Annotated in this window: 25 protein-coding genes and 1 pseudogene; 1 reads left to right on the forward strand and 25 read right to left on the reverse strand. The window is 59.8% G+C overall.

The window, feature by feature from the left end; genetic code table 11:
• Nucleotide 1 precedes the first annotated feature (1 nt).
• The 8 genes from QMO76_RS21440 to QMO76_RS21475 form a co-directional block, all read right to left on the reverse strand.
• Nucleotides 2-1,147, reverse strand: coding sequence for a hypothetical protein (locus QMO76_RS21440; RefSeq protein ID WP_306363102.1), 1,146 nt, complete (start codon nt 1,145-1,147; stop codon nt 2-4).
• The gene (locus QMO76_RS21445) at nt 1,063-2,628 is read right to left on the reverse strand and encodes a phage tail protein (RefSeq protein ID WP_306363215.1); all 1,566 of its coding nucleotides are present in this window, start codon (nt 2,626-2,628) and stop codon (nt 1,063-1,065) included. Before QMO76_RS21445 ends, QMO76_RS21440 begins: the two co-directional genes overlap by 85 nt.
• A complete protein-coding gene (locus QMO76_RS21450; RefSeq protein WP_306363103.1) occupies nt 2,628-3,521 on the reverse strand; it encodes a phage tail protein in 894 nt (297 codons plus the stop codon). The genes QMO76_RS21445 and QMO76_RS21450 overlap by 1 nt, the downstream gene beginning before the upstream one ends.
• A complete protein-coding gene (locus QMO76_RS21455) occupies nt 3,518-5,893 on the reverse strand; it encodes a hypothetical protein (RefSeq protein ID WP_306363104.1) in 2,376 nt (791 codons plus the stop codon). The genes QMO76_RS21450 and QMO76_RS21455 overlap by 4 nt, the downstream gene beginning before the upstream one ends.
• A gap of 101 nt (nt 5,894-5,994) precedes the next feature.
• Nucleotides 5,995-6,309: a DUF5361 domain-containing protein gene (locus QMO76_RS21460; protein ID WP_306363105.1), complete on the reverse strand. Its 315-nt coding sequence runs from the start codon at nt 6,307-6,309 to the stop codon at nt 5,995-5,997.
• 62 nt (nt 6,310-6,371) lie between these two features.
• The gene (locus tag QMO76_RS21465) at nt 6,372-6,662 is read right to left on the reverse strand and encodes a hypothetical protein (protein WP_282777287.1); all 291 of its coding nucleotides are present in this window, start codon (nt 6,660-6,662) and stop codon (nt 6,372-6,374) included.
• A 201-nt stretch (nt 6,663-6,863) separates the two neighbouring features.
• Nucleotides 6,864-7,454: a hypothetical protein gene (locus QMO76_RS21470; RefSeq protein ID WP_306363106.1), complete on the reverse strand. Its 591-nt coding sequence runs from the start codon at nt 7,452-7,454 to the stop codon at nt 6,864-6,866.
• Nucleotides 7,455-7,529: 75 nt separating this feature from the next.
• Entirely contained in the window at nt 7,530-7,967 is a 438-nt protein-coding gene (locus QMO76_RS21475) for a hypothetical protein (protein WP_306363107.1), read from the reverse strand.
• Between the two features lie 142 nt (nt 7,968-8,109).
• Here QMO76_RS21475 and QMO76_RS21480 point away from each other — a divergent pair, with 142 nt between their 5' ends.
• A complete protein-coding gene (locus QMO76_RS21480; protein ID WP_306363108.1) occupies nt 8,110-8,724 on the forward strand; it encodes an SMI1/KNR4 family protein in 615 nt (204 codons plus the stop codon).
• A 553-nt stretch (nt 8,725-9,277) separates the two neighbouring features.
• On the opposite strand, the gene QMO76_RS21485 is transcribed toward QMO76_RS21480, so the two are convergent.
• The 17 genes and pseudogenes from QMO76_RS21485 to QMO76_RS21565 all read right to left on the reverse strand — a co-directional run.
• A complete protein-coding gene (locus QMO76_RS21485; protein WP_306363109.1) occupies nt 9,278-9,802 on the reverse strand; it encodes an SUKH-4 family immunity protein in 525 nt (174 codons plus the stop codon).
• Nucleotides 9,803-9,826: 24 nt separating this feature from the next.
• Nucleotides 9,827-10,420 (reverse strand): hypothetical protein, encoded by a 594-nt coding sequence (locus QMO76_RS21490; protein ID WP_306363110.1) that lies wholly within the window; start codon nt 10,418-10,420, stop codon nt 9,827-9,829.
• Nucleotides 10,414-13,215 (reverse strand): hypothetical protein, encoded by a 2,802-nt coding sequence (locus QMO76_RS21495; RefSeq protein WP_306363111.1) that lies wholly within the window; start codon nt 13,213-13,215, stop codon nt 10,414-10,416. Before QMO76_RS21495 ends, QMO76_RS21490 begins: the two co-directional genes overlap by 7 nt.
• Nucleotides 13,212-13,835, reverse strand: coding sequence for a hypothetical protein (locus tag QMO76_RS21500; protein WP_306363112.1), 624 nt, complete (start codon nt 13,833-13,835; stop codon nt 13,212-13,214). The genes QMO76_RS21495 and QMO76_RS21500 overlap by 4 nt, the downstream gene beginning before the upstream one ends.
• 286 nt (nt 13,836-14,121) lie before the next feature.
• On the reverse strand, nt 14,122-14,418 hold the full coding sequence (locus QMO76_RS21505) for a hypothetical protein (protein ID WP_143983727.1): 297 nt from the start codon (nt 14,416-14,418) through the stop codon (nt 14,122-14,124).
• A complete protein-coding gene (locus QMO76_RS21510) occupies nt 14,419-14,628 on the reverse strand; it encodes a hypothetical protein (protein WP_306363113.1) in 210 nt (69 codons plus the stop codon).
• 493 nt (nt 14,629-15,121) lie between these two features.
• The gene (locus QMO76_RS21515) at nt 15,122-15,487 is read right to left on the reverse strand and encodes a hypothetical protein (protein WP_306363114.1); all 366 of its coding nucleotides are present in this window, start codon (nt 15,485-15,487) and stop codon (nt 15,122-15,124) included.
• Nucleotides 15,488-15,562: 75 nt separating this feature from the next.
• Nucleotides 15,563-16,000 carry a hypothetical protein gene (locus QMO76_RS21520; protein ID WP_306363115.1) on the reverse strand — a complete coding sequence of 146 codons (438 nt, stop codon included), beginning with the start codon at nt 15,998-16,000 and terminating at the stop codon, nt 15,563-15,565.
• Between the two features lie 193 nt (nt 16,001-16,193).
• Nucleotides 16,194-16,745, reverse strand: coding sequence for a hypothetical protein (locus QMO76_RS21525; protein WP_306363116.1), 552 nt, complete (start codon nt 16,743-16,745; stop codon nt 16,194-16,196).
• 137 nt (nt 16,746-16,882) lie between these two features.
• On the reverse strand, nt 16,883-18,313 hold the full coding sequence (locus tag QMO76_RS21530; RefSeq protein WP_306363117.1) for a hypothetical protein: 1,431 nt from the start codon (nt 18,311-18,313) through the stop codon (nt 16,883-16,885).
• A 143-nt stretch (nt 18,314-18,456) separates the two neighbouring features.
• Complete coding sequence (locus tag QMO76_RS21535) at nt 18,457-18,903, reverse strand: hypothetical protein (protein ID WP_306363118.1); 447 nt, start codon at nt 18,901-18,903, stop codon at nt 18,457-18,459.
• Between the two features lie 162 nt (nt 18,904-19,065).
• Entirely contained in the window at nt 19,066-20,454 is a 1,389-nt protein-coding gene (locus tag QMO76_RS21540; protein ID WP_306363119.1) for an IS701 family transposase, read from the reverse strand.
• Entirely contained in the window at nt 20,408-20,680 is a 273-nt protein-coding gene (locus tag QMO76_RS21545) for a hypothetical protein (protein WP_306363120.1), read from the reverse strand. Before QMO76_RS21545 ends, QMO76_RS21540 begins: the two co-directional genes overlap by 47 nt.
• 173 nt (nt 20,681-20,853) lie before the next feature.
• Nucleotides 20,854-21,678: a hypothetical protein gene (locus QMO76_RS21550; RefSeq protein WP_306363121.1), complete on the reverse strand. Its 825-nt coding sequence runs from the start codon at nt 21,676-21,678 to the stop codon at nt 20,854-20,856.
• Between the two features lie 99 nt (nt 21,679-21,777).
• On the reverse strand, nt 21,778-22,185 hold the full coding sequence (locus QMO76_RS21555; RefSeq protein ID WP_306363122.1) for a hypothetical protein: 408 nt from the start codon (nt 22,183-22,185) through the stop codon (nt 21,778-21,780).
• Between the two features lie 616 nt (nt 22,186-22,801).
• Entirely contained in the window at nt 22,802-22,936 is a 135-nt protein-coding gene (locus tag QMO76_RS21560) for a hypothetical protein (RefSeq protein ID WP_306363123.1), read from the reverse strand.
• An 18-nt stretch (nt 22,937-22,954) separates the two neighbouring features.
• Nucleotides 22,955-23,622: pseudogene (locus QMO76_RS21565) on the reverse strand (IS5 family transposase); the annotation flags it as partial.
• Nucleotides 23,623-23,875 lie beyond the last annotated feature (253 nt).

Genomic DNA, 23,875 nt, shown 5'->3' on the forward strand with positions numbered 1-23,875 from the left:
ATCATCCGATCGGTTGAGCGTCGACGACCAGCGAGGCTCGGTGGTTGTCGAACGCGATCTTGCCGCTGCTGCCGTGGCGCTCGATCGACACCACGAGGTTGGCCGCCTGCCCGGCGGGGACGGTGGCGAAGGTCGAGGTCGGCGACAGGGTCTTGGTGCCGTCGCCTTCGCGATACGACGGACGCAGCGGCATGTACGTCCAACCACCGGCGGTCGTGCTGGATGCGGCGACGATGACGCCTCCCGCAGTGTGCAGTCGGACCGAGGACCAAGCGCCGACCGTGCCCGAGGTGTCTGGTGTCCGGTACCGGAGGTGACCATGGACAACCGGCCGCCACACGAAGTCCTGGGCGGGGATTGTGAAGGTGCCCACGATGATTCGGGGCACCGAGTCCTCGGTGTCGTCGATGAAGTCCGTCCCGTACCACGACCACGGCCCGACACCGAGCGGTGGCGGCGCGGCACGGAACTTTCCGCTGCTGCGCTGGTAGGCGAATACCCCGCCATCGATGGGCCCGTTCGCCTGGTCGAAATCGGGCGCGCTCGAGATCGGCCCCGATTCACCCGCGGGTCCCTGCGGACCGCGGAACCCCGCAGGCACGGTGACCTCGAGTCGCTGCTGGGCGCCCGGACCGACGAATTCGACGGCCGGGACGGTCAGATCGGCACGGCGGTTCGTGGTGGTGCCGATGATCGTGTTCGGCTCCGCTACCTCACCCTTCGGCCCGACAGCCGCTGGCGAGTGCTGCCAGCTCACGCCCGTCCAGACGTCCATGCCGTTGTCATCGAGACGGTGCCACCACTTGCCGCGGTCTTCGGCAGCCAGTCCGGTCGGCCTGGCCGCCGCATTGGCGATCTCGCCCATTTTCCGAAATGTCGTCCGAGGGCGGCCGCGCTTGCCCGGCTCACCGGTGGGGCCTTTCGGAAGCGGCAGCGCCGCGACGTCATCGGACACCGCGACCTGCGCGGTCAGAATCGGCAGCCCGTCGATGTCGAGCTCCCGCTCCACGGTTAGATGGGCGGGAAAACTGATGTCCGCCATAGTATTTCCTTCCAGGGAAGTTAGAAGATGAGCAGATCGAGGTCGGCGCCGACATCGGTCGACAGATCCTTGATGGCGGAAGCGACTCGGCCGAGGCGCTGCCATGCCTTGACGATCGAGTCCTCTTCATCGGCGCCGTCACCGACCGTGATCTGCCAGACGGCCGGGGTTTCCCGGTTGTCGACGAATGTCAGTTCGGTGACGTAATCGGTGAACACGTGCTGCCCCATGGCGAAGCCGATCTGGTCACCGAGCCCGAAGTCTCTGCCGAGCAGATAGGGCGCGTTATCCTCGATCGTCACGCGATGGCTGGTGTATCCGCGGGTCAGGTGCAGGCCCTGACGCGCCGCGACCAGCCCGTCCAGATTGAACGCCTTGTCACTGCCGGTGATGTACAGCTCGCGGAACGCGTAGGGACCCGCGCGTCGTACCCGCTCCGCGTCCCGATAGACCATCCAAGCGAGGAATACGTCGTTGAGCTGACCGCGGTAGAGGAAGTCCAAACCGACCAGCGAGAGCAGGCCCTTGATCACAACCTCGATGCCCGCGTTCACCCAGCCGGGTGAACGACCGCCGATGATGATGTCGGTGGCTGTCGGCTTGTGCAGCGCTACCTCGGACTGCCCGATCCCGGAGTACTCACCTTCGAAGTACCACACCCAGGGGAAGTTCCGCACGGTGCCGAATTTGCCCGGCTGCCCGTAGATCGCTTCGTACTCGGTGGTGGAGTCGAATTTGGGATAGCGAACCGGAGTCGTACCGTCATCGGCGAATTCCTCGATCCACGATTGGATTCCGTCCAACAGCGTGCCGGTACTGCCTGTGACGCCGGATTTGTCGACGGTCTCCAGCACCACCGTCGGCTTCTCGAGGTAGAACCATTCCGGCGCGGGCTGCTCGTCTTCGCCCGGCAGGAAGAACCGGGCGGTGAGCATGACGCCGGAGTCTTCGAGCATGGGCGCAAAGAGCTTGTCCGCCATGTCGAATCGCGCAGAAGCCGCACTCCACCGACTGGTGTCACGCAATGGATCCACCGGTACCACCGTGATCGGGAAGATCGCGTCGCCCTGCAATCTCATCAGGTTCATCGTCAGGTACGTGGTGACCAGCGACCGCACCGGCCCGAACAGGATGTGGTGACGCGGAAACTGCGCCAGGACCGGCGCGAACGGCGATGCCCAACAACAGATTGTGGCGACGTGGTTCCAGGCGTGGATTGCTTCGATATCGACTGTCTCGACACCATTGTCATCACGGACGATCGACGCCTTGGTAATGTATCCGTCCCAACGGAATCCCCTGGTGTTGACGGTGATCGGGATCGTCGCGTCTTCTCCGTCCTCGTTGTTGAACAGATGGTCGAAGTGCAGCATGTCGCGCGGGCAGATCATTTTCAGGCCGCCCGCCGAGTTACGCGGATAGGTGAACTCGAGCGACAGGTAGCTGTGCTCCTCGCCCACCTCGCGCATATCCTTGTCCCAGTAGCGCACGAGCACATCCGGGTTGCGCGCATGCTCCTGGTCCACCCGGAACGATTCATCCATCCGCCGCGCTTCAGCGTGCGGATCCCAAGCCCCGGCGCTCATCAGAACGGCCTCGAGGAACGAGGGGTGACCGTGGCGATGATGCTGGATGCGGTCGTACCGCCCTCCACGCGCACGGTGATGTCGGTGGCGGTCCAGGGTGCCATGGACTGCAACCAGCGGCGGCCCGCGAGTTGCGCCCACACGTTACGGCCCTGCGAAGCTCCCTTCTCATACAAGCGAGCGGTCCGGTGTCGTGGATGCGTGTCGATCCGCAGTGTCTCGCCTTCCTGCAGCGTCGGTGTCTGCACCATGCGCACCAGATCGCCGTCGACCGGATCCAGGATCGACCACCGACCGGGGCCGTTCATCGTGTACCTCGGCCACGTCGGCTGATCGGCGGCATTGCGCAAACGCACGATGCCCTCGTTGAGGCCGGAAGTGTTCGTCCAGACGGCGTTCTCGTCGAAATGGCGCTCCAACGGATCCATGGCGGTGGCCGACATCTTGTACACGGCCACCGCGTTTCTGGCCGGATCCACATCACCGACAGGTTCGGGAGCAGAGTCCAACTGAGCCTGCTGGAAGCGCCAGCCCTGATGCCGCGTGTAGTACCCGACCGTCACCGGCTTGTCCGTCGACCATCCTCGGAACCACGCGTCGTGCACGGCGTGGAAGTTCCGAATCGGGTCCACCTCAGCGCTTTTCGCTCCTCCGGAGACGACGACCAGGAAATCCCATTCCTTCTTGGAGCGCACCGAGCGAATGAAGGTCGCGCCGTCCTGGCGCGCACCCTCCGAGACGAGCAGCTGCACCGGCGCGAACATGTATCCCGCCTGCTGTGACAGCCGCACACCCTCGCGGCCGGAATTGGTGCCGGACAGATGCCACACCCGGCCGTTGACGTCCCACAGCACGACCTTGGTGCCGTGGGTTTCCAAAAGTTGGTGGGTCATCGCCCGAAACCTCCTCCGCGTTGCTGCGCCAGAGCCCGGCGCCGGCGAACCCGCTCCACCGCGATGGACGCGCTCTTGGGGTCTGTGCCGTTGAAGTTGTAGATATCGACGCGGGCGGTGTGCCCGCCCGGTCCTTCCGCCAGATCGGTAAGACCGAAACCGGTGCCGACCAGCTCTTTCACCGCGTAACCGGCCCACTCGATGGGGCGGGTGAGTTGATCGCCGATCACGCCGCCGACCATCGAACCCAGCATCTGGCCGATGACCGGGCCGAGTGGGGCGGCCGGGCCCAGGAAGGGTGCGATGAGGGTGCCCGCCGCGCTGCCGATCAGGCTGCCCGCGGACGAGACCGCGCTGGAGATCGCTCCCGTGAGGCCGCGTAGCAGGCCGCCCTGTTGGAGGCCTTGGATGCCGGACGACAGGGCGTTGAGGCCGATCTGCTCTGGGATGGATGGCTGCGGCACTCCCCCGGAACCTTGTTGTCCCGTTGGACTCCACGGAATCCCGGTGGCCTGGCTGAGCCAGTAGCCGATCGTGTTGGTCCAGTCGCCATTCGGATCGGCGTCGGCGTATGCCTGACCGATCGGCGCGGTGAGCACCGCTGCGAGCTTGCCCAGTGCGTCAGGAGCATTCGCTCCCAGAATCGGTGTGAGCAGGGTTCCGAGATCGCCGCCGACCTTCTCCGATGCCAGTTGCAGCAGGTCTTTGAAATTTCCTTCGTACTGGTTGTACGGATGCGACTCGAGGGCGAGGGATTTCGGGCCGTTCTCGGTGAGCGCGCCGAACCAATCGACGCTTCCGAGAGAATCCACCATGGGCGGAGCGACGCCGTCCTTGTCCGGCATCATGGACTCGATCTGAGTCCCAGCCGGAGGCGCGGCGGTGCGCACACCCGAGTCGGTCGGCGTCACGTACGCCCACCCGCCGGTCAGCCCCTTCTCCGGATCGCTCGGCAGGTACACCCAGCGGGAGCCCTCCCCCGCCGCGTCATAGACACCGCTAGCGGCCGCTGGGCCCGCACCGCCCACGATGCTGCCGCCGCCTGAGGTAGGCGATCCCGCTCCGGACCCTACGGTGGGCGTTCCATCCGGGCTGGTCGTCGCACCCGCACCGCCGCCAGCTCCGGTGCCCGGCTGTCCGGGGATCTCGGTTCGCAGACTCATCGACGCGGTGAGCTCACCGCCGAACTGCGAGCCGATCAGCCGCCCGAGCTGTTCGCCGATCTCCGGCACCAGCTGCCCGGAGGGACCCAGCGCCGGTGCGATGACCGCCCCCAGCGCAGCGCCGACCCGGCTCCCGGCTTCCGCTGCGGCTCCGGCGATTCCGGAACTCAACGCGCTCGACAGCGCACCCAGCTCGGTGATCCCATTGCCCGTGGTTCCGTTGCCGATGCCGGGCACTCCGAGGCCCGCCAGCGCTCCGAGCATCCCGGACGGCTTGGCCTGCATCGAGGCGGTCAGTGGCAGTGGCGACCCCGGAGCGGTCGAACTCGGCGGAGTCTGCACCGGAGGGTTGGCGGTGTTCTGCGCCTGGGCGCTCAGCGGGCCGCCGGGCTGGAAGAGCGGGGCGAGTGCGGAACCCAGCGCCGATCCGGCCCAGCCCGCGGCGTTCACCGCGGCCGCACCGGCATTGCCGAGCATGTCCGCGATCACGCCTTGGCCGAGCAGGCCGCGCCATTGTTCGAGAGTCGGTGTCGTAGCGACGGTTTCGGGCATCGGTGAGCTGAAGCCCTCCAACATCCCGGTCAGGAACTGCGCCGACGGCACCCAGCCCGCATTGATCGCGTCCAGCAGCGACAGCGTGTTCGCCGTCGCCTCGGCATTGACCACGTACTCGCCACGGGACGCGCGCAGCGACACATCGTCGGCGGTGGAGGGACCCAATCCGGGGATCAGGCCGCTGATGAAGTCGCCCGGCCGGTGCACCAGGCCGCCGCGTGCACGGCGGATCGGTGTCTCGTCCGGATCCTGATCATGCTGCTCGACTACCTCGTCCCCGCCGGAGCCGCCGCGCTTCTTGGCGGGGTTGATCAGAGTGGCCTTGGAGCTGAACTTGATGATCCTGGTTTCGGTCTCCCCCTCCTCGGGTGCGGGTAGCCCGCGCAGGAGATTTCGCGTCTCGGCGGCCACCCGGTCGGTGACGAAGTTCGGAACGTGCCCGAGTACTTCCTCGAACGCGCGGGCCAGGGCACCGAACGGGCCGGAACGGCCGACCAGTGCGTTGGGTGCCCCGGACCCGTTGTCCGAGACCAGGATCGGGTCCTCATCGGGCAGGGTGATGAGTGAGGTTCCCGCCGTGGGCCCTCCTTCCCACACCGCGCCGCTGGGCAGCGTGATCCGCTTCCCGGGGGCGGGCTGCCCGCTGGTTGTCATCGCAAGAATGTCCGGCAGTGTCATTGCCGGTGGGCGTTGCTTGTCCACAATTGCATTCACTTTCTGGGCCGATTGCGCCCGCACCCGGCCACCGGCGAGGACTACTCGCTCCAGCCGAGGAACTCGTTGATCCGGTCGATGCTCATGGCCGTGCCGACCCGTTCTCGATCGGATTCGACGCCGGGCCGTGGAATCCGCGCGGGCCGGTTTCGCCCGTGGCGGGCGTCGTCGCTCTTGGACCACATCAGCCACCGCAGGCAGTCGGCCATCTCCGCCATCAGCTGCTGATCCAGCTGCCACCGAGAGGTTTCCGGGTGCATGGTCCGCATCAGCGCCGAGTCGGGCGGCTGGAATGTCACGACGGCCTTGAGGTCGCGCCAGCTCAGCTCGTCACCGCCGAGCCGGCGCAGCCGCAAGCCGAGCCTGATCAGGTCGTATTCGATTGCCTCGCAATACTCTTCGAGAAGAGCATCGAGGCTCAGAATTCCCCCAGGCTGATCCCCGAGTGCGCGCGCCAGGCCTCCAGCATTTCGTGGTAGGCGTCCGGATCCATATCGTCCAGTGCCGCCAGCGCTTCGGGCGAGAGGCTCATCTCCAGCAGGGTGTACATCGCGTCCACATCGCTGAGTCGCCGAATCCGGCGGACCACGCCCGGCTTGAGGTAGGACAGCGACGGCAGCTGGATCTCGACGCCGTTCACGCGGTAGAAGAAGTCGTCCTTCACCTTGATCGGCTGTGCGATGGTGATGGGGGCTTTCGGAGAAGTCATTGTTACGCAGACCCTTTCGAGTGGTTGTTGTGCATGCGCAGGCGTTGATATGAGAAGGCCCAACGGCGACGGGCGGGCCTGCGCATAGGATGGAATCCCGCCGCCGTTGGGGGCTTGTCGGACGGCATGGGCCGTCCTCAGATATGGTTCGACCCCGCGGGGTTCGAACTCAGGGATAGGTGACGGTGGAAACCGTCGGGATCAGGCGGCGAGCTTGTTGCCGTCGTTCAGGTAGCGGTACGCCTTGATGCCGCTGTCGTCCTTGAACGCCTCGACGGTGATCATGAAGCCGGCCAGTTCGGTCGAAACGAACTTCTTCTCGGTAACCGAGGTGATCTTGGCGTTCGGCAGGACGATACGCAGCTTCTTCTCTTCGTTCGCCATGTCGAAGACCCAAGCGCGGTGCTTCAGCGGAGCGCCGTTCTCCGTCACGGTGTACAGCGCACCGGAGGTGGCGGTAGCCTCGGTCGGCGTGACATTGTCCTCGCCGAAGACCTCACGCAGCACGTCCTGATCCCAGGCCGCGTACAGGGTCAGACCGAAACGCACCGAGTGCTCGGTCTGCAGCTGGGCGATGATGTCGGCGTTCCAGTCCTTCACGGACTCGATCCGCCGCTCACCCATCGACTCGATACCGTCCTCGGACACATAGCCGAGCGCCTTGAACGCGGCATCGATAGCACCGTCCGCGGAGGTCGGCAGCGTGGAAGCCAGCGGGGCGACCAGGACACCACCGGTAACAGCGATATTCGGGGTGCCGGCGCCGATGAACTTGCTGGAGGGCATAGCCATTGTGTTGTCTCCCTTGGGATTTGCGCAGGCCCTAGGGATGGATATTCAGTTATTACTCCCGCGTCGCCGGGGGAGTCACGCGAGGACTCTTCCTCGCACGATCAAGTCGGTGACAAGCGTGTACCGCGGAGCGGCAGTCACCGGGTCGGTGTCGTTTTCCAGGCCGGCATCCTCGATGTGGTCACACCACGCGGTACCGATGTACCCGGGTGCGGCGGCATTCACCATCCCGCGCACCAGCGCGGCCAGCTCGGCCGCACCACCGGCGTCATCGGTGCACTCGAAGACCACCCGAGGACGATCGAGGATCAAGTGAGCGCCACGACGGCCCTCCCTGTCCTCGACGTCCAGCCGAGGCTTGCGGTCGTTCCGGGCAACCCGCACCATACGGGCGGGCTTCGGGTCGGGCACTGTCGTGACCACCTCCGCAGGATCGGATACATCTGAGAGCTGACTGGCCAAGAAATTAAGGAGGCAATCCTCGATATTGTCAAACAGTATTTTTTCAATCATACCTATTCCCATCAAACTGTAGCAGGAACCAACTCCCGACCGATCTCAGCACGCTTAACTTCTCAAGTTCTGCTAGCATGCAAGCATGCAGGCGGTAGATCTATTCGAATTATATGTGTCGTGGCTTCGTAACAATGCCCCGATGGCCTACGATAACTTGTCGCCTCCGGCTACCGCGACCGAGCTGGACATCCTTGAGGAAGCCCTCGGACAAGCACTTCCCGATGATGTCAAAGATGTACTCAAACGGCACAATGGCCAGTTATCCGTAATCACACCAGCGGGCGACCATGGCGTACCCTGCATTCCGACTCTAAATTTTTTGTCGACGAAACATATCCAAGAAGCTTGGTCTCACTGGTCAACCTACTGGGACTATCCAGAAGATCTCGAGCGGGTCAACAAGTTTGGAGGCGTCTTCCCAGGAGCGGAGGGCATCATAAAGCCGCTATTCACTTCACCTGGCTGGATTCCACTGTGGGCCGATCCTATAGACAGGCAGTACGTGGGCCTCGATCTCGATCCAGGGCCGCACGGAAAACGAGGTCAGATAATAAATTTCGGAATCGACGACGAAATACACTTTATTTGCGCATCTAGTTTCACCGAGTTACTGGAAATCCTACTAGAAGAGGTTTATTCCGGAATTTGGCAACCTTCCGAGTCCTGGAGCGGACCCTGGTTCGGCAGCCCTGACGAACAGTTCACAAATGCGCTATTTAAGCGATTCCAAACCAAGATGCAGCTCAATAGCTAAAATTTGCAACCATCTGCCATCGGCCCGAGATCGTAAGTTGAAATCTGTAGTTTGCGTCAGTCAAGTTCGTGCCATTCCGATCATGCAATTCGGCTAAAGCGCTAGCCGCAGCACATAAATCGTCAGACGGAATAATCAGAGTACGGCGATCGGTTTCAACATGAGTTGTCACTCGACCCTCACCTATACCAATCGCAACGTCGACGATCGATTCCCCATCGCCGACGCAGGCGAGAGTCGCATTAGCGATAGCTATATCGATTTCCTTCTGATCGTCCAGAGATAAGTCGTTCATGTAAGCCCTCTCATGAAATCCCTCAGCCGCACGAATGTTCCAGCCAGTCGACCTCACGGCGGCGGTGACGGGTACACCGGATTTCTCGGAATCGTCCTCACTTGTCCCGGTCTAGTCATCCTCCTTGGATTGTACAGCTTTAGCCGGAAATCTGAAATCTCATTCCATTCCGCATCATAGAGTCTATATTCCGTTATCATTGGCCTTCCGGACCTATAACGCTTGAGTACAGGCTATGCCGAACACGTCATAAATTCACTATTCAAGTACACCCAGGGCTATCGACCACCATGAATCCGGATCAGTGAATGCCTGCGGATCGATTTCTCGCAGGCGTCGACGCAAACTAGCAGCTCGTTCAGCACAATGCGACTCCCCTTCATCGACGCTAAAATAAAGAGACAACTCATATAGGAATAGAGCAAACTGCCGCAAACTTGAGTTTACGACTTCAGGGATTGGCTCTTGCAGGTCAATATTTATGACCGTACCGGCCTTCAGATCGAAGAGAAACAGGACATCTTGATCATCCGGAACGGCTCCTATTAGAACAGCTGGAATCTTCTCTTCCTCGTCGCCAGAATGCAGATGTACCCGGGAGAACAGATCCAATTCATGCTGCATCACAGATGTATACAGATAGGATACCTGGAATGGTAGTGAATCTATCGTTGGGTAGGAATCTTCTAGCGCACTGGCTTCTTCTCTCCACTCCGCGAGCGGCATGGCGAAACATCCTCCTCCACCCATCCATGCCTTGTAATATTTCTCGTTGGTTGGCATGAATACAAAACTCCGATCATTTCGCTAGACAAGGCTATGCTCACGCAGGAATCGGTACCACCCATAAACCTCTTCAAGTCCATGCGTGGGTTCAAACTCAAGATACTTGGGACCAAGCATATATTCATTTACAAAGCTCAAAACATCCGACGAAACAATTCTCGAACTGTTAGTACTGCCATATCTCCATGCAGAGTGGTCGGAGTACATGACACGGCCGTCCGTGAGACTTACGAGAAAGTTGTCATTGGCGACCAGGGCAAACCGAAGCCAATGCTCCTGTATGGAGCATGGAATCCCTTCAGCATCGAGTACAGATCCTTTTGTTAACTGGCTTTCACTGTAGAATTCGATCCCGCCGGCCATGGGGCTATCCGAAATTTGGTAGAGCTCGACCAGACCCACAGGCAGATTCAGGTTGTCCAGGTTTATGTCTGCCACTTCATCTGATCTATCGGGCAATGCGAACGCCTCACGATAAGACGCAAGAGCCATGGAAGCGTTCAAGTCGATTCCTGGCGGAAATTCTGCAAGCGAATAGAGAGCATCATCGTCGCTCAGAATATCGCGGATTATTTGAACCTTTTCGGCAACTTCAGAATAAAGTGGACTCACCACTTCAAGACCTCAATCCTGACAATCGAATAGTCCTTCACACTACCTAGCTGATCTCTAATCTGAAGTCCTAATCCGTGGTTACTAATGTCTTCAACGGGCCCGAGATTCCCTTTTTCATCCTTTCCAAACAACTGCAGTTCGATGTAATGATCCATCTGTTTGGTTCTGAGCCTGTCCAGTTTCCGATCTCTCGCCCATTTCGCCTCCGCTTTCAGCCATTGTGCCGCGTGAGTAAGTTTATCACGTTGCACACGGTCTTTTATCACCTTCATCCTGCTATCGTAGCGCTCGTTCACCTTTTCGACAGCGGCACGGTACTCTTTGTTGATATGATCTCTGAATCTCTTGCGAGCGGCTGTTTGAGGTGTTCCGTTACGTGTTTGAAGACTATCCGGCTTACGGACGAGGTTCCCCTTGTCGGCTTCTCGTTTTAGAATTTCAACCTTCCGTCGAAAGTCTTTCTTGCTCCAACTCGGTTTTCTTTCAATGAATATCGTCCAACTTCCATCAGGGTTCATGACTGGTCGTCGGGAGGATCTATGGTTGTCACCTTCATTGGACTGCGACTTCACTCGCCACCGAGTAGATGTACGATCTTTACCTGCACTGGGGCGGTCTATGCCACCGCTCGAACTCGTTCGCGCTGTCGCGGGTGTCCCGACGCTACTGGAGGTCCGCGCTCTTCGCGATCCTGTCCCTGAACCAGTACCACTCGTACTGCTCCCAAATGAACGCCCACCAGACCCACCGCTACCTGCTCGCGCGACGACGGTTGTCTCTGCTTCGACAACTGTTTCAGGCGCTAGATCGCCTGACTGAGGGGAGTGCGTCGCATCTCGCCTCTTCTGCGGTACCGCTTCTGAATCAGCATGCCGATTGGGCGTCTCTGCATTGCGATCGACCTTGTCCGGCTCTCGGCGACGAGTCGATGCGTTGACTAGCGGGTCGGGCCGGTAGTGGTATTGCGCTATTGCGTTGGTGAGGCCGCCTTTCCCCCGAGGTTCGGTGATCCCATTGGGAATGTTTGACTCCGGCGAGATCTCACCAATTCCATTCACTGGGCCTGATAGAACGGGCGCTTCTGCACCTGCGCTGGGTGAACTCGGTTGCGTATTCGTTGCGTCCGTTGCCCGATCCGGTGATGGATCAATCGGGCCGACATCTGGGCTGCGATGGATGTTTCCGGTCCCAGGTGTGGGCTCGTTGTTTATAGGTTCGGCCTCGGGCTGGGGTTTCTGTTCCTTCGGCTGGGCGGCTTCGCCGACCTCCTGTTGGCCTGGAGTTGGATCGGTGCGCGTACGGTCCGGGTTCTCGACAACGGTGTCCGGTGCTTGGTTCTTGGTCGTCGGGGCATCGATGTCCGGGATGCTGTTGACGGCCTTGTTGATTCTCGGGACCAACGCCGCGCCACCGGTACCAATCGTCGTGCCGACGTTCGAGACGACGATTCCCAACGCATAGGACCAATCGCCTCGCGCCCACTCGTCCCAACCCAGAAAGTCTTTCCCGACCGCCTTCCACGAATCCACGAACCCCGGACCGCCCGCTGGACCGAGCCCGACGAGAGATCCGAGACCGCCGATACTGTCTTGCCAGGCTTCCGCGGCTCCTGGGCCACCGATTCCGAACAACGCGGCAGTGTCTTTGACGCTGTCGACGATCGGGCGCAACAGGCCGGCACCGAAGGAGACCGTGTTCTCGAACATGCTCTTGTCCATGAACGGGTCGGATTCGGTGGGCTCGATCCTGTTCCAGTTCTCATCGACCGAATACAGATACCGCCCCAGGAAATCCATCGCCGCGAGACCATAGGTGCCGTCGGTATAGCGGATACGGACAATCTCAGCGACGTTCGGATCACTGGGCAGAACAAGGCGCCGGGGACGGACCGGAACCGGGACGACAACCCGCTCCCCATCCGGCCCGATCCCGCTGTAGAACGACGGGAGAGTCGGGGTGGTGGGGATCAACCCGACCGTGTTCGGGTCATAAACCGGAACGGTGTTGCCATCGACAAGTCTCGGTCGCAGGCCACCCTCACGAGTCCATTCATGATGGTCACCGTTGGACAGATCGACCGTGTACTTGGTCTCCTCCTCGGTCGCCGTACCGGTCACCTCGATATCGACCGTTCCCCCACCCGACAACGGCACCGGACCAGGCTCATCGGCGGTCAACGCGCTGGGAAGATCCATGACGTCACGGATCAACCCCTCCGCGGCCAACTGCTCACGCGACTTCAACGTCCCGTCCGCGTTGTAGAACGGCCGCAGGACCGGCACCAACTCCAAGGTCTCCGGCGCGACATAGCCATCCAACTTTTCGACATCCACCCCGGGGGCGGTCTGGCCCGGTTGCTGCCGGTCATCGCTGACAGTCGAGTCCGGGACCGGCTGCTGGGGCGGGTTGGGCTGTGGTTGCGGTGTTGGAAGCTGTTGGTCCTCGGGAGGAACCGCCTGCCCCGGATTCGGTACTGTTCCTTCTTGCGGTATTCGGAAGCCGCGCTCGTCGAGCTCCGATCCAGCGTCGACATCGACGACGAAGGCTGATCCGGGTAGAACCACATCGGGAACGGATTCCGCTGACGTCGTCGCACCGTTCAGCAAGTCATCGGCTCGGCGAATGCGCGAATAGAGTTCCGCAGCCGCTGCTGCCGAGGTCACCGAATAGCTGAAGATTCTTCCCTCACCAGCAGAAGCGGCCTGCGGTGAGTTCCCGGCGCTACCGACGCCTGCGGGGTTCAGCGACCCCAGCCAGTCCCGTCGCCACCACTGATCGCCTTCCAGGGCGGTCACGACCGCTCCTTGCCGACCTCGCGTGCCGCTTCGATGCGCTGGCGCAGCTGCTCGAGCATGCCCGCGTAGGCGTCGGTCTTGGTGGGGGCTTCGGTGGCCAGGCCGCGGGGGTGGGTGGCGCACCAGAGGCCGTCGTCGGTTTGTTTGACCTGGATTTGTTCCAGGTCGTAGTAGGACTCGGGGTCGGGGGTGGGCCAGTTGCCATGGATGTCCTTGGTGATGTGCATGCCGGTGTCGAAGGCTCCGGGTGGGCCGCCGGGGGTGGGGGTCCAGCGGATTTCTTCGAGTTCGGGGTGGACTCGGACGCCGCGTTTGACGAGGTATTCGGCTACTCGGGTGGCTTGTTTGATGCTGGTTACGGTGGGGTCGGCCAGTTTTCGGCCTACCTCGCTGTGCCATTCCGGGAGGTGGATGACCGAGAGCTCTTCGGCCAGAGCGCGGACCTGGGGGTCGAGATCGGCGTCGGGCTTGTGTTCGGCGAGCTTGCCGGTGAGGGTTTGTTGGAGGAAGGACAGGAATTCTGGGGTGACCAGTTGGCCGGTGTCGGTTTTCATGTAGTTCGACTGCGGCGGGGGCTGGGTGCCGAAGTGGACTGACTCGATGATTTCCTTGTCGGACATGAGAATTCGGGGCCTTCCGGGTCTGGGCATGACGGATCGCGAGCCGGCTCGGGCTCGGAATCGCAAGGTGTGGGGTCCCGCCCCCGGAGTTGAGGGGACATTCCGGGGGCGGGACCATTTACGCCCCTGCGCTGCGGCGGGCGTCTGCTACCGCGGACCACCTGCGGGAGACGCGGCGCGCTGGGGGCGGGCATGCGGCGGGCTCTGAACCCGCTCGGTAACCTGTGGAAGGGTTTCGGGGGCCTGCCGCATGGGAATTGGACGCGAAGGCGTCACATCTGGGGCGTCAGATTTCTTCTTCGAGGGTGGCGGGGATCTGATACTTCGCCCGGGGTGGTTCCTGGCCGGGGACGTGCAGGCGCAGGAAGGTGAGCAGCTCGTCGATGTGACGTTGGAGGGCTCGGATCAGGCGGATGGCGTCGCGGAAGCGGAGATGGTCGCTGGCGGCCTGGTCTTCCAGGGCGGCGACGCGTTCACGGAGTTTCGCGACTTCTCGTGCCTGCCAGGCGGTTACCGCGCCGATGACCGTCGCGACCGCTACTCCGATGGCCTGTACCAGTTCCGGGTTCAGCCATGACTGCATTCAGCTCTCACCGTCCGTCCGGATTACCGGGGTGACGGCCGGTCTGATCACCGCCCCGGCTATGACCGGCGTGAGCAGGCCGTAGAGGGTGAGGGCGGCTTCGATCCAGTCGGTGTTCAGTTGGCGGCCCAGGAGGTAGGCGGCTACGCCGGAGACGGCTACGAGGATGGAGCGCACCAGAGCCGGTTCGGGAACCCTGTTGAGTCGCATGGTGTTTCCTTTCGACAAGTGCTGCGGGGCCCGGTGCCGCTCTGGAAAGCAGGGGCCCGGCGGGTTACGGGATCAGTGGGGCTACGGCGGCGATCAGCTGGGCGATCAGCATGCCGATGGTGATCCATTCATTGATGGACAGGCCGAGAACCATGGGTGCTCCTCGTTGGTGTGGAGAGGGGTGTTTCAATGACCGAGCCCCCGATCCCGAAGGTGGGATCGAGGGCTCGGGTCAGAGCGCGCGACGTGACCGCTGACGATGAGATTCGTTGCAGCGGTGGTCAATCCGAGAACTGGAACCCTGAGGGCGTCGCACGTGGCGAAGGCTTTGGTTCGGGAGTTCCGTTCGGAGGATTGAGGTTCCTGCCGCGGGAGTGTCCGGAGATTCCGGGATTTGGGCGCAGCTCTGGCGCTGCACCTATCTTCACCTAAGCATGATCGGAAGTCAACACCGAATCTGAAGATTCTTGAAAGTGCCTGGTAGGACGGCGGTTTACAGGAGCATCGCGGTGGTTTCAGTACCAGTAGAAGCCGGGCCAGATGCAGTTGGCTGGATCGGCTGGGGTCGTAGCGGTGGCGGCCCGGCTGGCGGTGACGGGCGGCGCGGCGGCCCTCGAAGTAGCCTGTGCCGAAGAGCAGTGATGATGTCGGCGTTCCAGTCCTTCACGGACTCGATCCGCCGCTCACCCATCGACTCGATACCGTCCTCGGACACATAGCCGAGCGCCTTGAACGCGGCATCGATAGCACCGTCCGCGGAGGTCGGCAGCGTGGAAGCCAGCGGGGCGACCAGGACACCACCGGTAACAGCGATATTCGGGGTGCCGGCGCCGATGAACTTGCTGGAGGGCATAGCCATTGTGTTGTCTCCCTTGGGATTTGCGCAGGCCCTAGGGATGGATATTCAGTTATTACTCCCGCGTCGCCGGGGGAGTCACGCGAGGACTCTTCCTCGCACGATCAAGTCGGTGACAAGCGTGTACCGCGGAGCGGCAGTCACCGGGTCGGTGTCGTTTTCCAGGCCGGCATCCTCGATGTGGTCACACCACGCGGGACCGATGTACCCGGGTGCGGCGGCATTCACCATCCCGCGCACCAGCGCGGCCAGCTCGGCCGCACCACCGGCGTCATCGGTGCACTCGAAGACCACCCGAGGACGATCGAGGATCAAGTGAGCGCCACGACGGCCCTCCCTGTCCTCGACGTCCAGCCGAGGCTTGCGGTCGTTCCGGGCAACCCGCACCATACGGGCGGGCTTCGGGTCGGGCACTGTCGTGACCACCTGCGCGGTATCGGGCAGGGCCGCAAGCTGATCGGTCAGGAAATCGACTAGACAGCTTTCGATGTCAGAGAACTCTATACGTTCAGACATAGCCAATTCCATTCAAATTCAAGGATTCATTTCTATCTTATCCCCTACAAGCCGGTAGGCAAGTTGGTGGATGCAATCCGACCACGACGATTAGTTACCGAACTCCATCTTCGACCAATCGTCGGGGTTCCATTCTAGGATATTCAACAATTCGCCAGATAAGCGGACAGTATCACATTGCGGAAAACTAGCACTACTTTTCGTATCCCGCTCGCCGAAGGACATCAACGGTGTGGCTCGACAATAGACTAGAAGCAAGAAATCGTTCTACTATGAAGTGCGAGAGATTGGTTTCTGATAGATCTGAAAAATTGACGAATTCACCGAGCGGGCTGGTATTACAAACTAAATCTTCAAGCTCGGATGCCAAACACCCCCACTCTTCCTCACTCACATACCAAACGACACCATTTTGTGGATCAGCATCCGGGTCGCTCGATTCTCCATGTAGGAGTGGAACTACTTCCTCACTACCATGCAACACATCGTTCGGAGTTACTGAATATTCAGATGTCCGCAAGGCCCAAACACGAGCATCCGCCGCGGAGGCAATTGAATCATCGACAATGTCCGGATTATCCCACGGAGGAGCTACGCAAGAAACGTCAGATACAAACCGAATCTCAATACGCGAATTCAATCCAACTACATACCCCCCTTGCAATAACTCGGAATTCTCGAACGCGACTGCCCATGGCAACGACTCTGCATACACTAAGAAATCCCACTGATTGGGAACCTTCACCTGCCACCCCTTAATGTGCGACCACTTCGTTCGTACATGAATATGAGAAATTCGATATCCGGAAAATACTCTTCCGCCCAGGCTTTGTCTAGCTTCGCCTTCGAACCTGGGGCGTACACGACTTTTCGATACATCACTCAACCGTCGGTCACCAAATCGGCCTGTTGATCGAGAACCTCCCTCGATGCACCTCTCTGAGCCAACCACAGATACTCTTTCAATCGAATATGAAACTCTGCTATCTTGTCTTGACGTCCCGTGTAATCATCGGGTTTATGTGGGACTGAACTGTCCGGCTTTCCAGGAACTCTCTTGATTCGATCGTGAATGGGAGGATTATTTCTAAAACGATACAGCATTTGGTCCACATGACCAAACTCATGTTCGAGATCAAGGAAACGCATACCACTGATTCCTCGAATATACTGTTCGTACCCAATTACGTTGCCCTGTGCATCAACAATCGCTGAACGCGCGACTCGAGGCGGACGCCCCCAATAGCTTTCAACCCTGAGTGGGTAGCCAATCTTCTCAAGATGCGCTTGCACGGCAGCAAAGCTCGGGTGCTCCTCCATCCGAACGGTCCCAAGTCGAATACTCTCCACAGTTGGAGCGGTACCTTCGTACGGTGATGGTGTGGCCTTTGCCATGGAATCGGTATGCCCGACAGCATCGATAGATTTCCTATTCACTCCATACAGGACGGGCGATCGAGTTGAGAGAGAACCTAGTGCTTCCCCTTCGAAGTACGAGATGGCCTTACCACTCCGCGAACCGTGAACTCCGTACTCCGCAAATACATTAGCTTCGGATTCAAGCGCACCCTTGATGATTCGCGGCCCTTTAACCGGTATGTATAGGGACGCGAAGCCAATGGTGACGCTACCAAGGATCGCGCCGGGGTTGTCTCCTATTCCGCTCCAGTCGGTGCCGAGGAAGAATTTGGATTCCTCGTTCAGCACGTTAAGAAGGCTCGGCATGCTGTTCTCAAAGACATCACTGAGACTTTGTCCACCCGCTCGATAGACGGCAAGTTCGCTCGCGACGATCGCAGCGTGTTCGGCACCGGCCTGAAGCAGGCTGTTACTTGCCTGTTCGAAGCTATCGAGCACTTCCTGTCGTGTCGCCAGATGTGGGTTGTAACCCATAGCCTGTCCGGCCATATTGATCACGTCATTTGTTCCGATCAAGCCGCTCGCGCCTTCGAGTAGTCCCACCGCTGCACGGAGCACCGACATTTTGAACTCGTGTGAGATCCACTGATTGAAGGACCGGTCACCAAGTCTGTTGTACCGCTTGACCTCTGTCCCATCTCTACTAAATTCGACAGTCTCGTAGTCGTCGTAGTACAGGCGCATACCACCTGCGGGTAGATTGACCATTGTTCCACGACGGTTGTCACTCTCATCCTTGAACCTGTAGGAGAGTTTTCCGTCGGTGCCGCGGGTGCCCTTGATAAGCAGCCCACCTATACGGTCCAACGATTCCAGTTCCGTGCCTTCTGGGTCTAGCGTGATAGAATTGAGCAGCTTCCCAGAAGAATCGAACGACTCATCCTTGAGGTTCATCCCGTCTAGGTAGATGAAGCTCCATCCCCTTGTCGCCGGGTCGAAACGCCGATGCGCTGGATTTCCGTTGTCGTCGACATATACTTCCCAACGCCGACCTCGCTCATCCAATCGCCATCCGTGACCAGAGCTGTCGACTTCACCTACCAACGAACTCTCCAGTCGACCATCGACGCCACTACCGTTCGATTGAAGGAGACGTTGTTGTATAGGTCGTGGAACTGGTTGTCGTATAGCCCGCCGGGTTTCAAGTCGCCGATACTGACCCCGATATAGCGCCCTTGCTCGTCGAATTCAGGCTGGTAGGTCTTGCTCAAGTCCGTAGTAGCACCCGAGACCCGGCTGGGTAGACCAGATGTCGATGTTCCTGGTAGGAATGTTTGGAAACTCCAGTCCGAATCCGCTGTCAGCTTCACTGCGTACGAAGAGTTCCCATCAGCATCGTCATGCCAATGCTGTAAGCCTCCCTGTGCGTTGCGCGCGATTCGCCAACGGTCTACCGTTCCATCCGGATTCATGATTTCGAGATCGACGGTGTTGTTGCCGTTTCCCTCCGGGATGGTGTACTTGACGGCTCGGCCGTCGAGCATGGTCCCGTCCCAGGAATCTCCTTCGTTCCGACCGGTCGTTTCTGGGATATCTAGCAAGGTTGTCGGGGGTGTAGTGGGCTGAGGGCCAGTCGGTTCGTTTGGAGTAGAGGCAGGCGCATCTACGGTCGAGTCTTCCGCTAGTACTCCAGCCGGACTTCGTGATCATGGTGTGAGTCGGGATCGTCGCTGGTAGTGGCTGCGTCGGGCGCGGTATTGATGTCGGCGTCGCCAGTGTGACCAGTGTGTCCGGTGGCTGGCGGCGCGGACCGGTGTGAGAACCAGTGTGGTGAACAGATGCCGGATTTCGTTGCGGGTCAATGCAATCAGTTCGGTGCGGTGGGTGTCGTCGCGGGCGGTGATGGCCGCGACGGTGAGGAAGGCGTGGGCGAGGATGGCCAGCAGGGTCCAGCGGTGCCACGAGCGCCAGCATCGCACCTGGTGCTGGTCGAGCCCGGTCAGGGTCTTGGCGGTTTGGAAATTCTCCTCTGTCGACCAGCGGCGACCGGCCACTTTCACCAGCCGGGCCAGCGGCACCGGTTCGGTGTTCCAGCAGCGGTAGTAGGCCAGTTCCCCGGTGCGCTGGTTGCGGCGGATGACCAGCCAGCGATGTCCTGGACGGGCCTTGTCGTCATCGGCGCCGGTCTCTATCCAGGCCCAGTCGTAGACGCGGGGTCCTTTGGCGCCGTCACCGGCCGAGAGTTGCTGCCACGCTCGCTTCGGCAGCCCTTTCGCGAGGATGTCGGCGCGGACGCGGCCGGTCGCCGTGGTGAGGCGGTGATCACGAGCAACGGCGAAAACATAACCAGCACTGCGTGATTCGAGCTCCGCGCGCAGTTGCGGGTCGCTGCCGTAGACCTCGTCACCGGTCACCCACCGTGCGGGGACGCCGGCGTCGAGAGCGCCGATGATCATCCGTTTCGCCAGAGCGGGTTTGGTCGCGAAAACCACGTCGGCCGGTACACCGGCTCCCTGGCAGCGAGCCGGGTCGGTGGTCCACGATCTCGGCAGGTAGAGGGCGTTGTCGAGGAAGGCGTGCCCGGCGGCCGTGGCATAGGTGAGGTAGACAGCGACCTGACTGTTTTCGATCCGGCCGGCTGTGCCGGTGTATTGACGTTGGACCCCGACGGTATGGCTGCCCTTCTTGACGTCACCGGTTTCGTCGACCACGAGCGTCGCGTCGACCTCACCCACATGCTCGATCACATAGTCGCGCAGGTCCTCTCGCAGTCCGTCATCGTCGATGACCGCGGACGACAGCAGGTGCTGCATCGCGTCCGGCGACCGATCGCCAGCGTATTCGGCAAGTGTCCAGCAGTTCTTGGTCGGCAACTCCGAGATCATCCCGGTCAGCATCCTCGTGGCGGTCCGGCGAGTCTCGACCCTGGCGAACCGCGGCCCGATCCGGCCGGTGAACTCGTCGAGCTGTTGCCGCCACCGGTCAGCGGCTACGCTGTCGGGCGCGGCCACCCCCAATTCAGTTGTGTCCCACACAAACACAACATGATCACGCGGTGGCCGCCCCACTTCCGGCACCCTGACCAGCAGCATCATCGATCACGAAGTCCGGCTGGAGTATTAGATCACGTAGCTCGTCCACCGCACGCGGAATACCTATTGGACCGCCGATGCCAGGTATTGGACCTTCCGCAGTATCGACACCGATCTTCATCTCGATAGAACGACCAACCGCAATATATATCAAATCAATCTGACGCCAATCATGTGGAGCTTTCGCACGCACATGATCGATGATTTCTGCTATAAGGCGCTGATACACGATAGCAGGATCGCCAGAACTATCCAAGAATCGCACTAACCACTTCCGAATTCGACGGGGTCTCGGATAATATGCTCTCGACGATCGCACCAATCAGCTCGTTTTCGCGGGCCACTTAAGCAGCTACGTAAGCTCCATACTGAGGGCAGTGTGGTGACCGTGCGGACAATGAACTATGCCTCCGCCACCAGCCACTCGGCTTGAAACTGTTGTGGAGTTACCTCCTCAACCATATACTGACCATCAACACTTTTACCAAGTTCTGAATACCTAGTATCCGACAAAGAAGTAAACTCACCCTCTTCGTAGAGACTGGCATTCTCTACCCGGCCATCGGGGAATACATTCACTCTGCGGTTCTCATAGCCTTCGCCGTCTATTTCGATATATGACTGCATAGGTTCTACCGCACTGGAATACACATACGTAAGCTTAAGATATCTCATCTCAGTGTCATCCGGCACAAACTTTCCAGCCTCTTTCTCAATAGTGAACCTATCAATAGGATCATCGAAAGGCGAACTTGAAGCATTGACGGCCCGGGAAAAGCTACGCCAGGAACCTGGAAACAACGGAGTAGACCTTTCGTCAGATCCAGTTAATGCACGCGACGCTTCAAGGTCTTCACGGACCCAATCCGGAACGACTTCACGTGGATAAAGACGAAGATCATCTTCTAGGGCTGACCCAATGAGACCTCCGGGGGGTCTATTCTCGAAGTCGAACGAGGCGCTAACTGATCCATTGGATTCAATAGCCAGCCACATAGTGTACCAAGTACCCCTACCGGCAACGAACATCGAGTGTCGCAATTCTTTGATTAGGCCGGGCGGATCAATATTGGGAACGGCGTCAGTGTCCAACTCCAGTTCATACCGCAGCATGTTGCCAGCTGCGACAAACGAGAAATCCATTCTCGACCAGCCGTCGGGAGCCTGCCGCAGAATTTCTTCAACAATACGACCAATAAGCCGCTGGGTTTCATCTATTCTCGCCATCTAGCCCACCCATCGCTCAAATATTGTCAATGATCCGTCGACTTTCGGTGGCAGAAAATTAGATCCGTCAGCCAATCTCGTTAAGTCTGCAACAGCGATTCATTCGTCAAGCTGTTTCTCAATCGCATCAAGCATCCATCGAGGCGGTTTATCGCGAGGATGACGCTTCAGATCACCCGCCAAATCCAGCCAGTACAACGCTGACTCTTCAGGCTTCTCATAGTCGAACTCCGTATGCACATCACCATCCCGACGTATCGTCAAGGAGAAAGTGAACCACGAACCCATGCCGGTCACGGCCATTAAGTCTCGCAACTCCGCCACTTCCAAGGGAACACCGATAGGATAATCTAAGACCAGTTTGATACCCTCAGCACCATATACCTTGATATCTAGTCCAAAGGTGCTTCCAGCCCCAGTTAAAATAGCCCTGACCACATCCGAATTCGAAGGGATCTCGGACAATATGTTCTCGACAATCGCATCAACTAGGTACCGTTCACGCATCACTTAGTAGTTCAACTTCTTTCTGTGATCAGTTTGCTATAGCCGTACGAGCAATCCAGTCCGTCTGACCTGGGACACGATATCCGACAGTATATCCCCAGGGCAGCCGCTCGTCGTTGATTGTCCTCCATCCAGTTGATCCAGGTCGGTGGCTATACAGAATTGAAACGTGATATTCTACGCTCACTCACCATCGAAGAATCTCAATCCTGATAGTAGATCCCAGTGGTATCTTTACACTCGGATGATTCAATTGGTTGCGAATTTGCTGCCCACGACCATGATTCGTTCCATCTTCAATCGGGCCGATATTATCCAGAGCATCATTTCCCGATAGTTGCTGCTCGATAAACTGACCCATCTGTTTGGTTGCCAATCACTTAACCCGGCTAGCCAACATCCTTTCTTTCTGGTTGATTGAGTTTTCGCTTCTCAGCCAGAACCTTAGAACGTTGTCCAGCGTTTCGGCCAGGCAACAGAAGTCACAACTCAGCACGTTTCTCAATTCGCTTTACTGCATCCCTGTAGTCGTTCCGATAACTTCGCCTCATCTGCCTTGCTCGCTTCTTCTGAACGCTTCATCCCCGATCGGCATGCACATATTTAAGACGGTGTCTCACATGGCGGCTTTCGCCTTCGTCAGCTTCTTGAAGCAGGTGAGCGCCGCTGTCAGCGTCAGGAAGCTCAGATAGTGAGTTCCCTTGCGGTCGTAGCGGATATTGAGGCGGTGGTAGCCGGTCAGCCACGACACCGTTCTCTCGATCACTCATCGGTGGCGGCCCAACCGTTCCGCGGACTCGATTCCCTTGCGGGCGATACGGACTGCCATGCCGCGGCGGCGTACCCACATCCGCAACTAGGGCTGGTCGTAGGCTTTGTCGGCGTGCAGCTTGCCCGGCCGACACCGCCGCGGACCGCGCCGGGAACACACCGCCAGGATCGCTTTCACCAGCGGCCGCAGTGCCTGCGAGTCGTGGACGTTGGCGGCCGAAACCGCCACCGACAGTGGAATTCCGGCCTGATCGGACAGCACATGGATCTTCGAGCCGGACTTGCCACGGTCGGTCGGGTTCGGGCCGGTCAGATCGCCCCCTTTCGCCCGGACGCTGGCCGCGTCGACCACTGCCCTGGACCAGTCGATCAGTCCTCGGCTGCCCAGCTCGTCCAGCACCGCACGATACAGCCGCCGCCATACTCCGGCTTTCGTCCATACCGTGAACCGGCGATGCGCCGTCGGCACGGTGACCCCGAACGACGGCGGCAGCATCCGCCACGCACCACCGCTGGTCAGCACGTACACCACGGCGGTGAACACCGCCCGCTGGTCGGTCGGCGCGACACCACCGCCCTGCTTGCGGGCTCGAACTTCGGCAGCAGCGGCTCGGCCAGCTCCCACAGCTCACCCGGCACCAGTTGCTGCGACAACGCATCCACCACGACCGAACATCATCCACCACAACCGATCTCGACACGATCGGAATTACTACATCCATGTGAGACACCGTCTTATTTATTTGGTGCAACGATCCATTTGAGGGTTATCGGAAGTCAACTCCGAATCTAAACTTCTTGAAAGTGCCTGGTAGGACGGGGTTTACATGACCATCGCGGTGGCCAGAAGCTGGGCCACGTGCAGTTGGTTGGATCGGGTTGGGTCGTGGCGGTGGCGGCCCGGCGGGCGGCGGCGGGC

Origin of the sequence: Nocardia sp. CC227C (assembly GCF_030767025.1) — a bacterium.
GTDB lineage: Bacteria > Actinomycetota > Actinomycetes > Mycobacteriales > Mycobacteriaceae > Nocardia.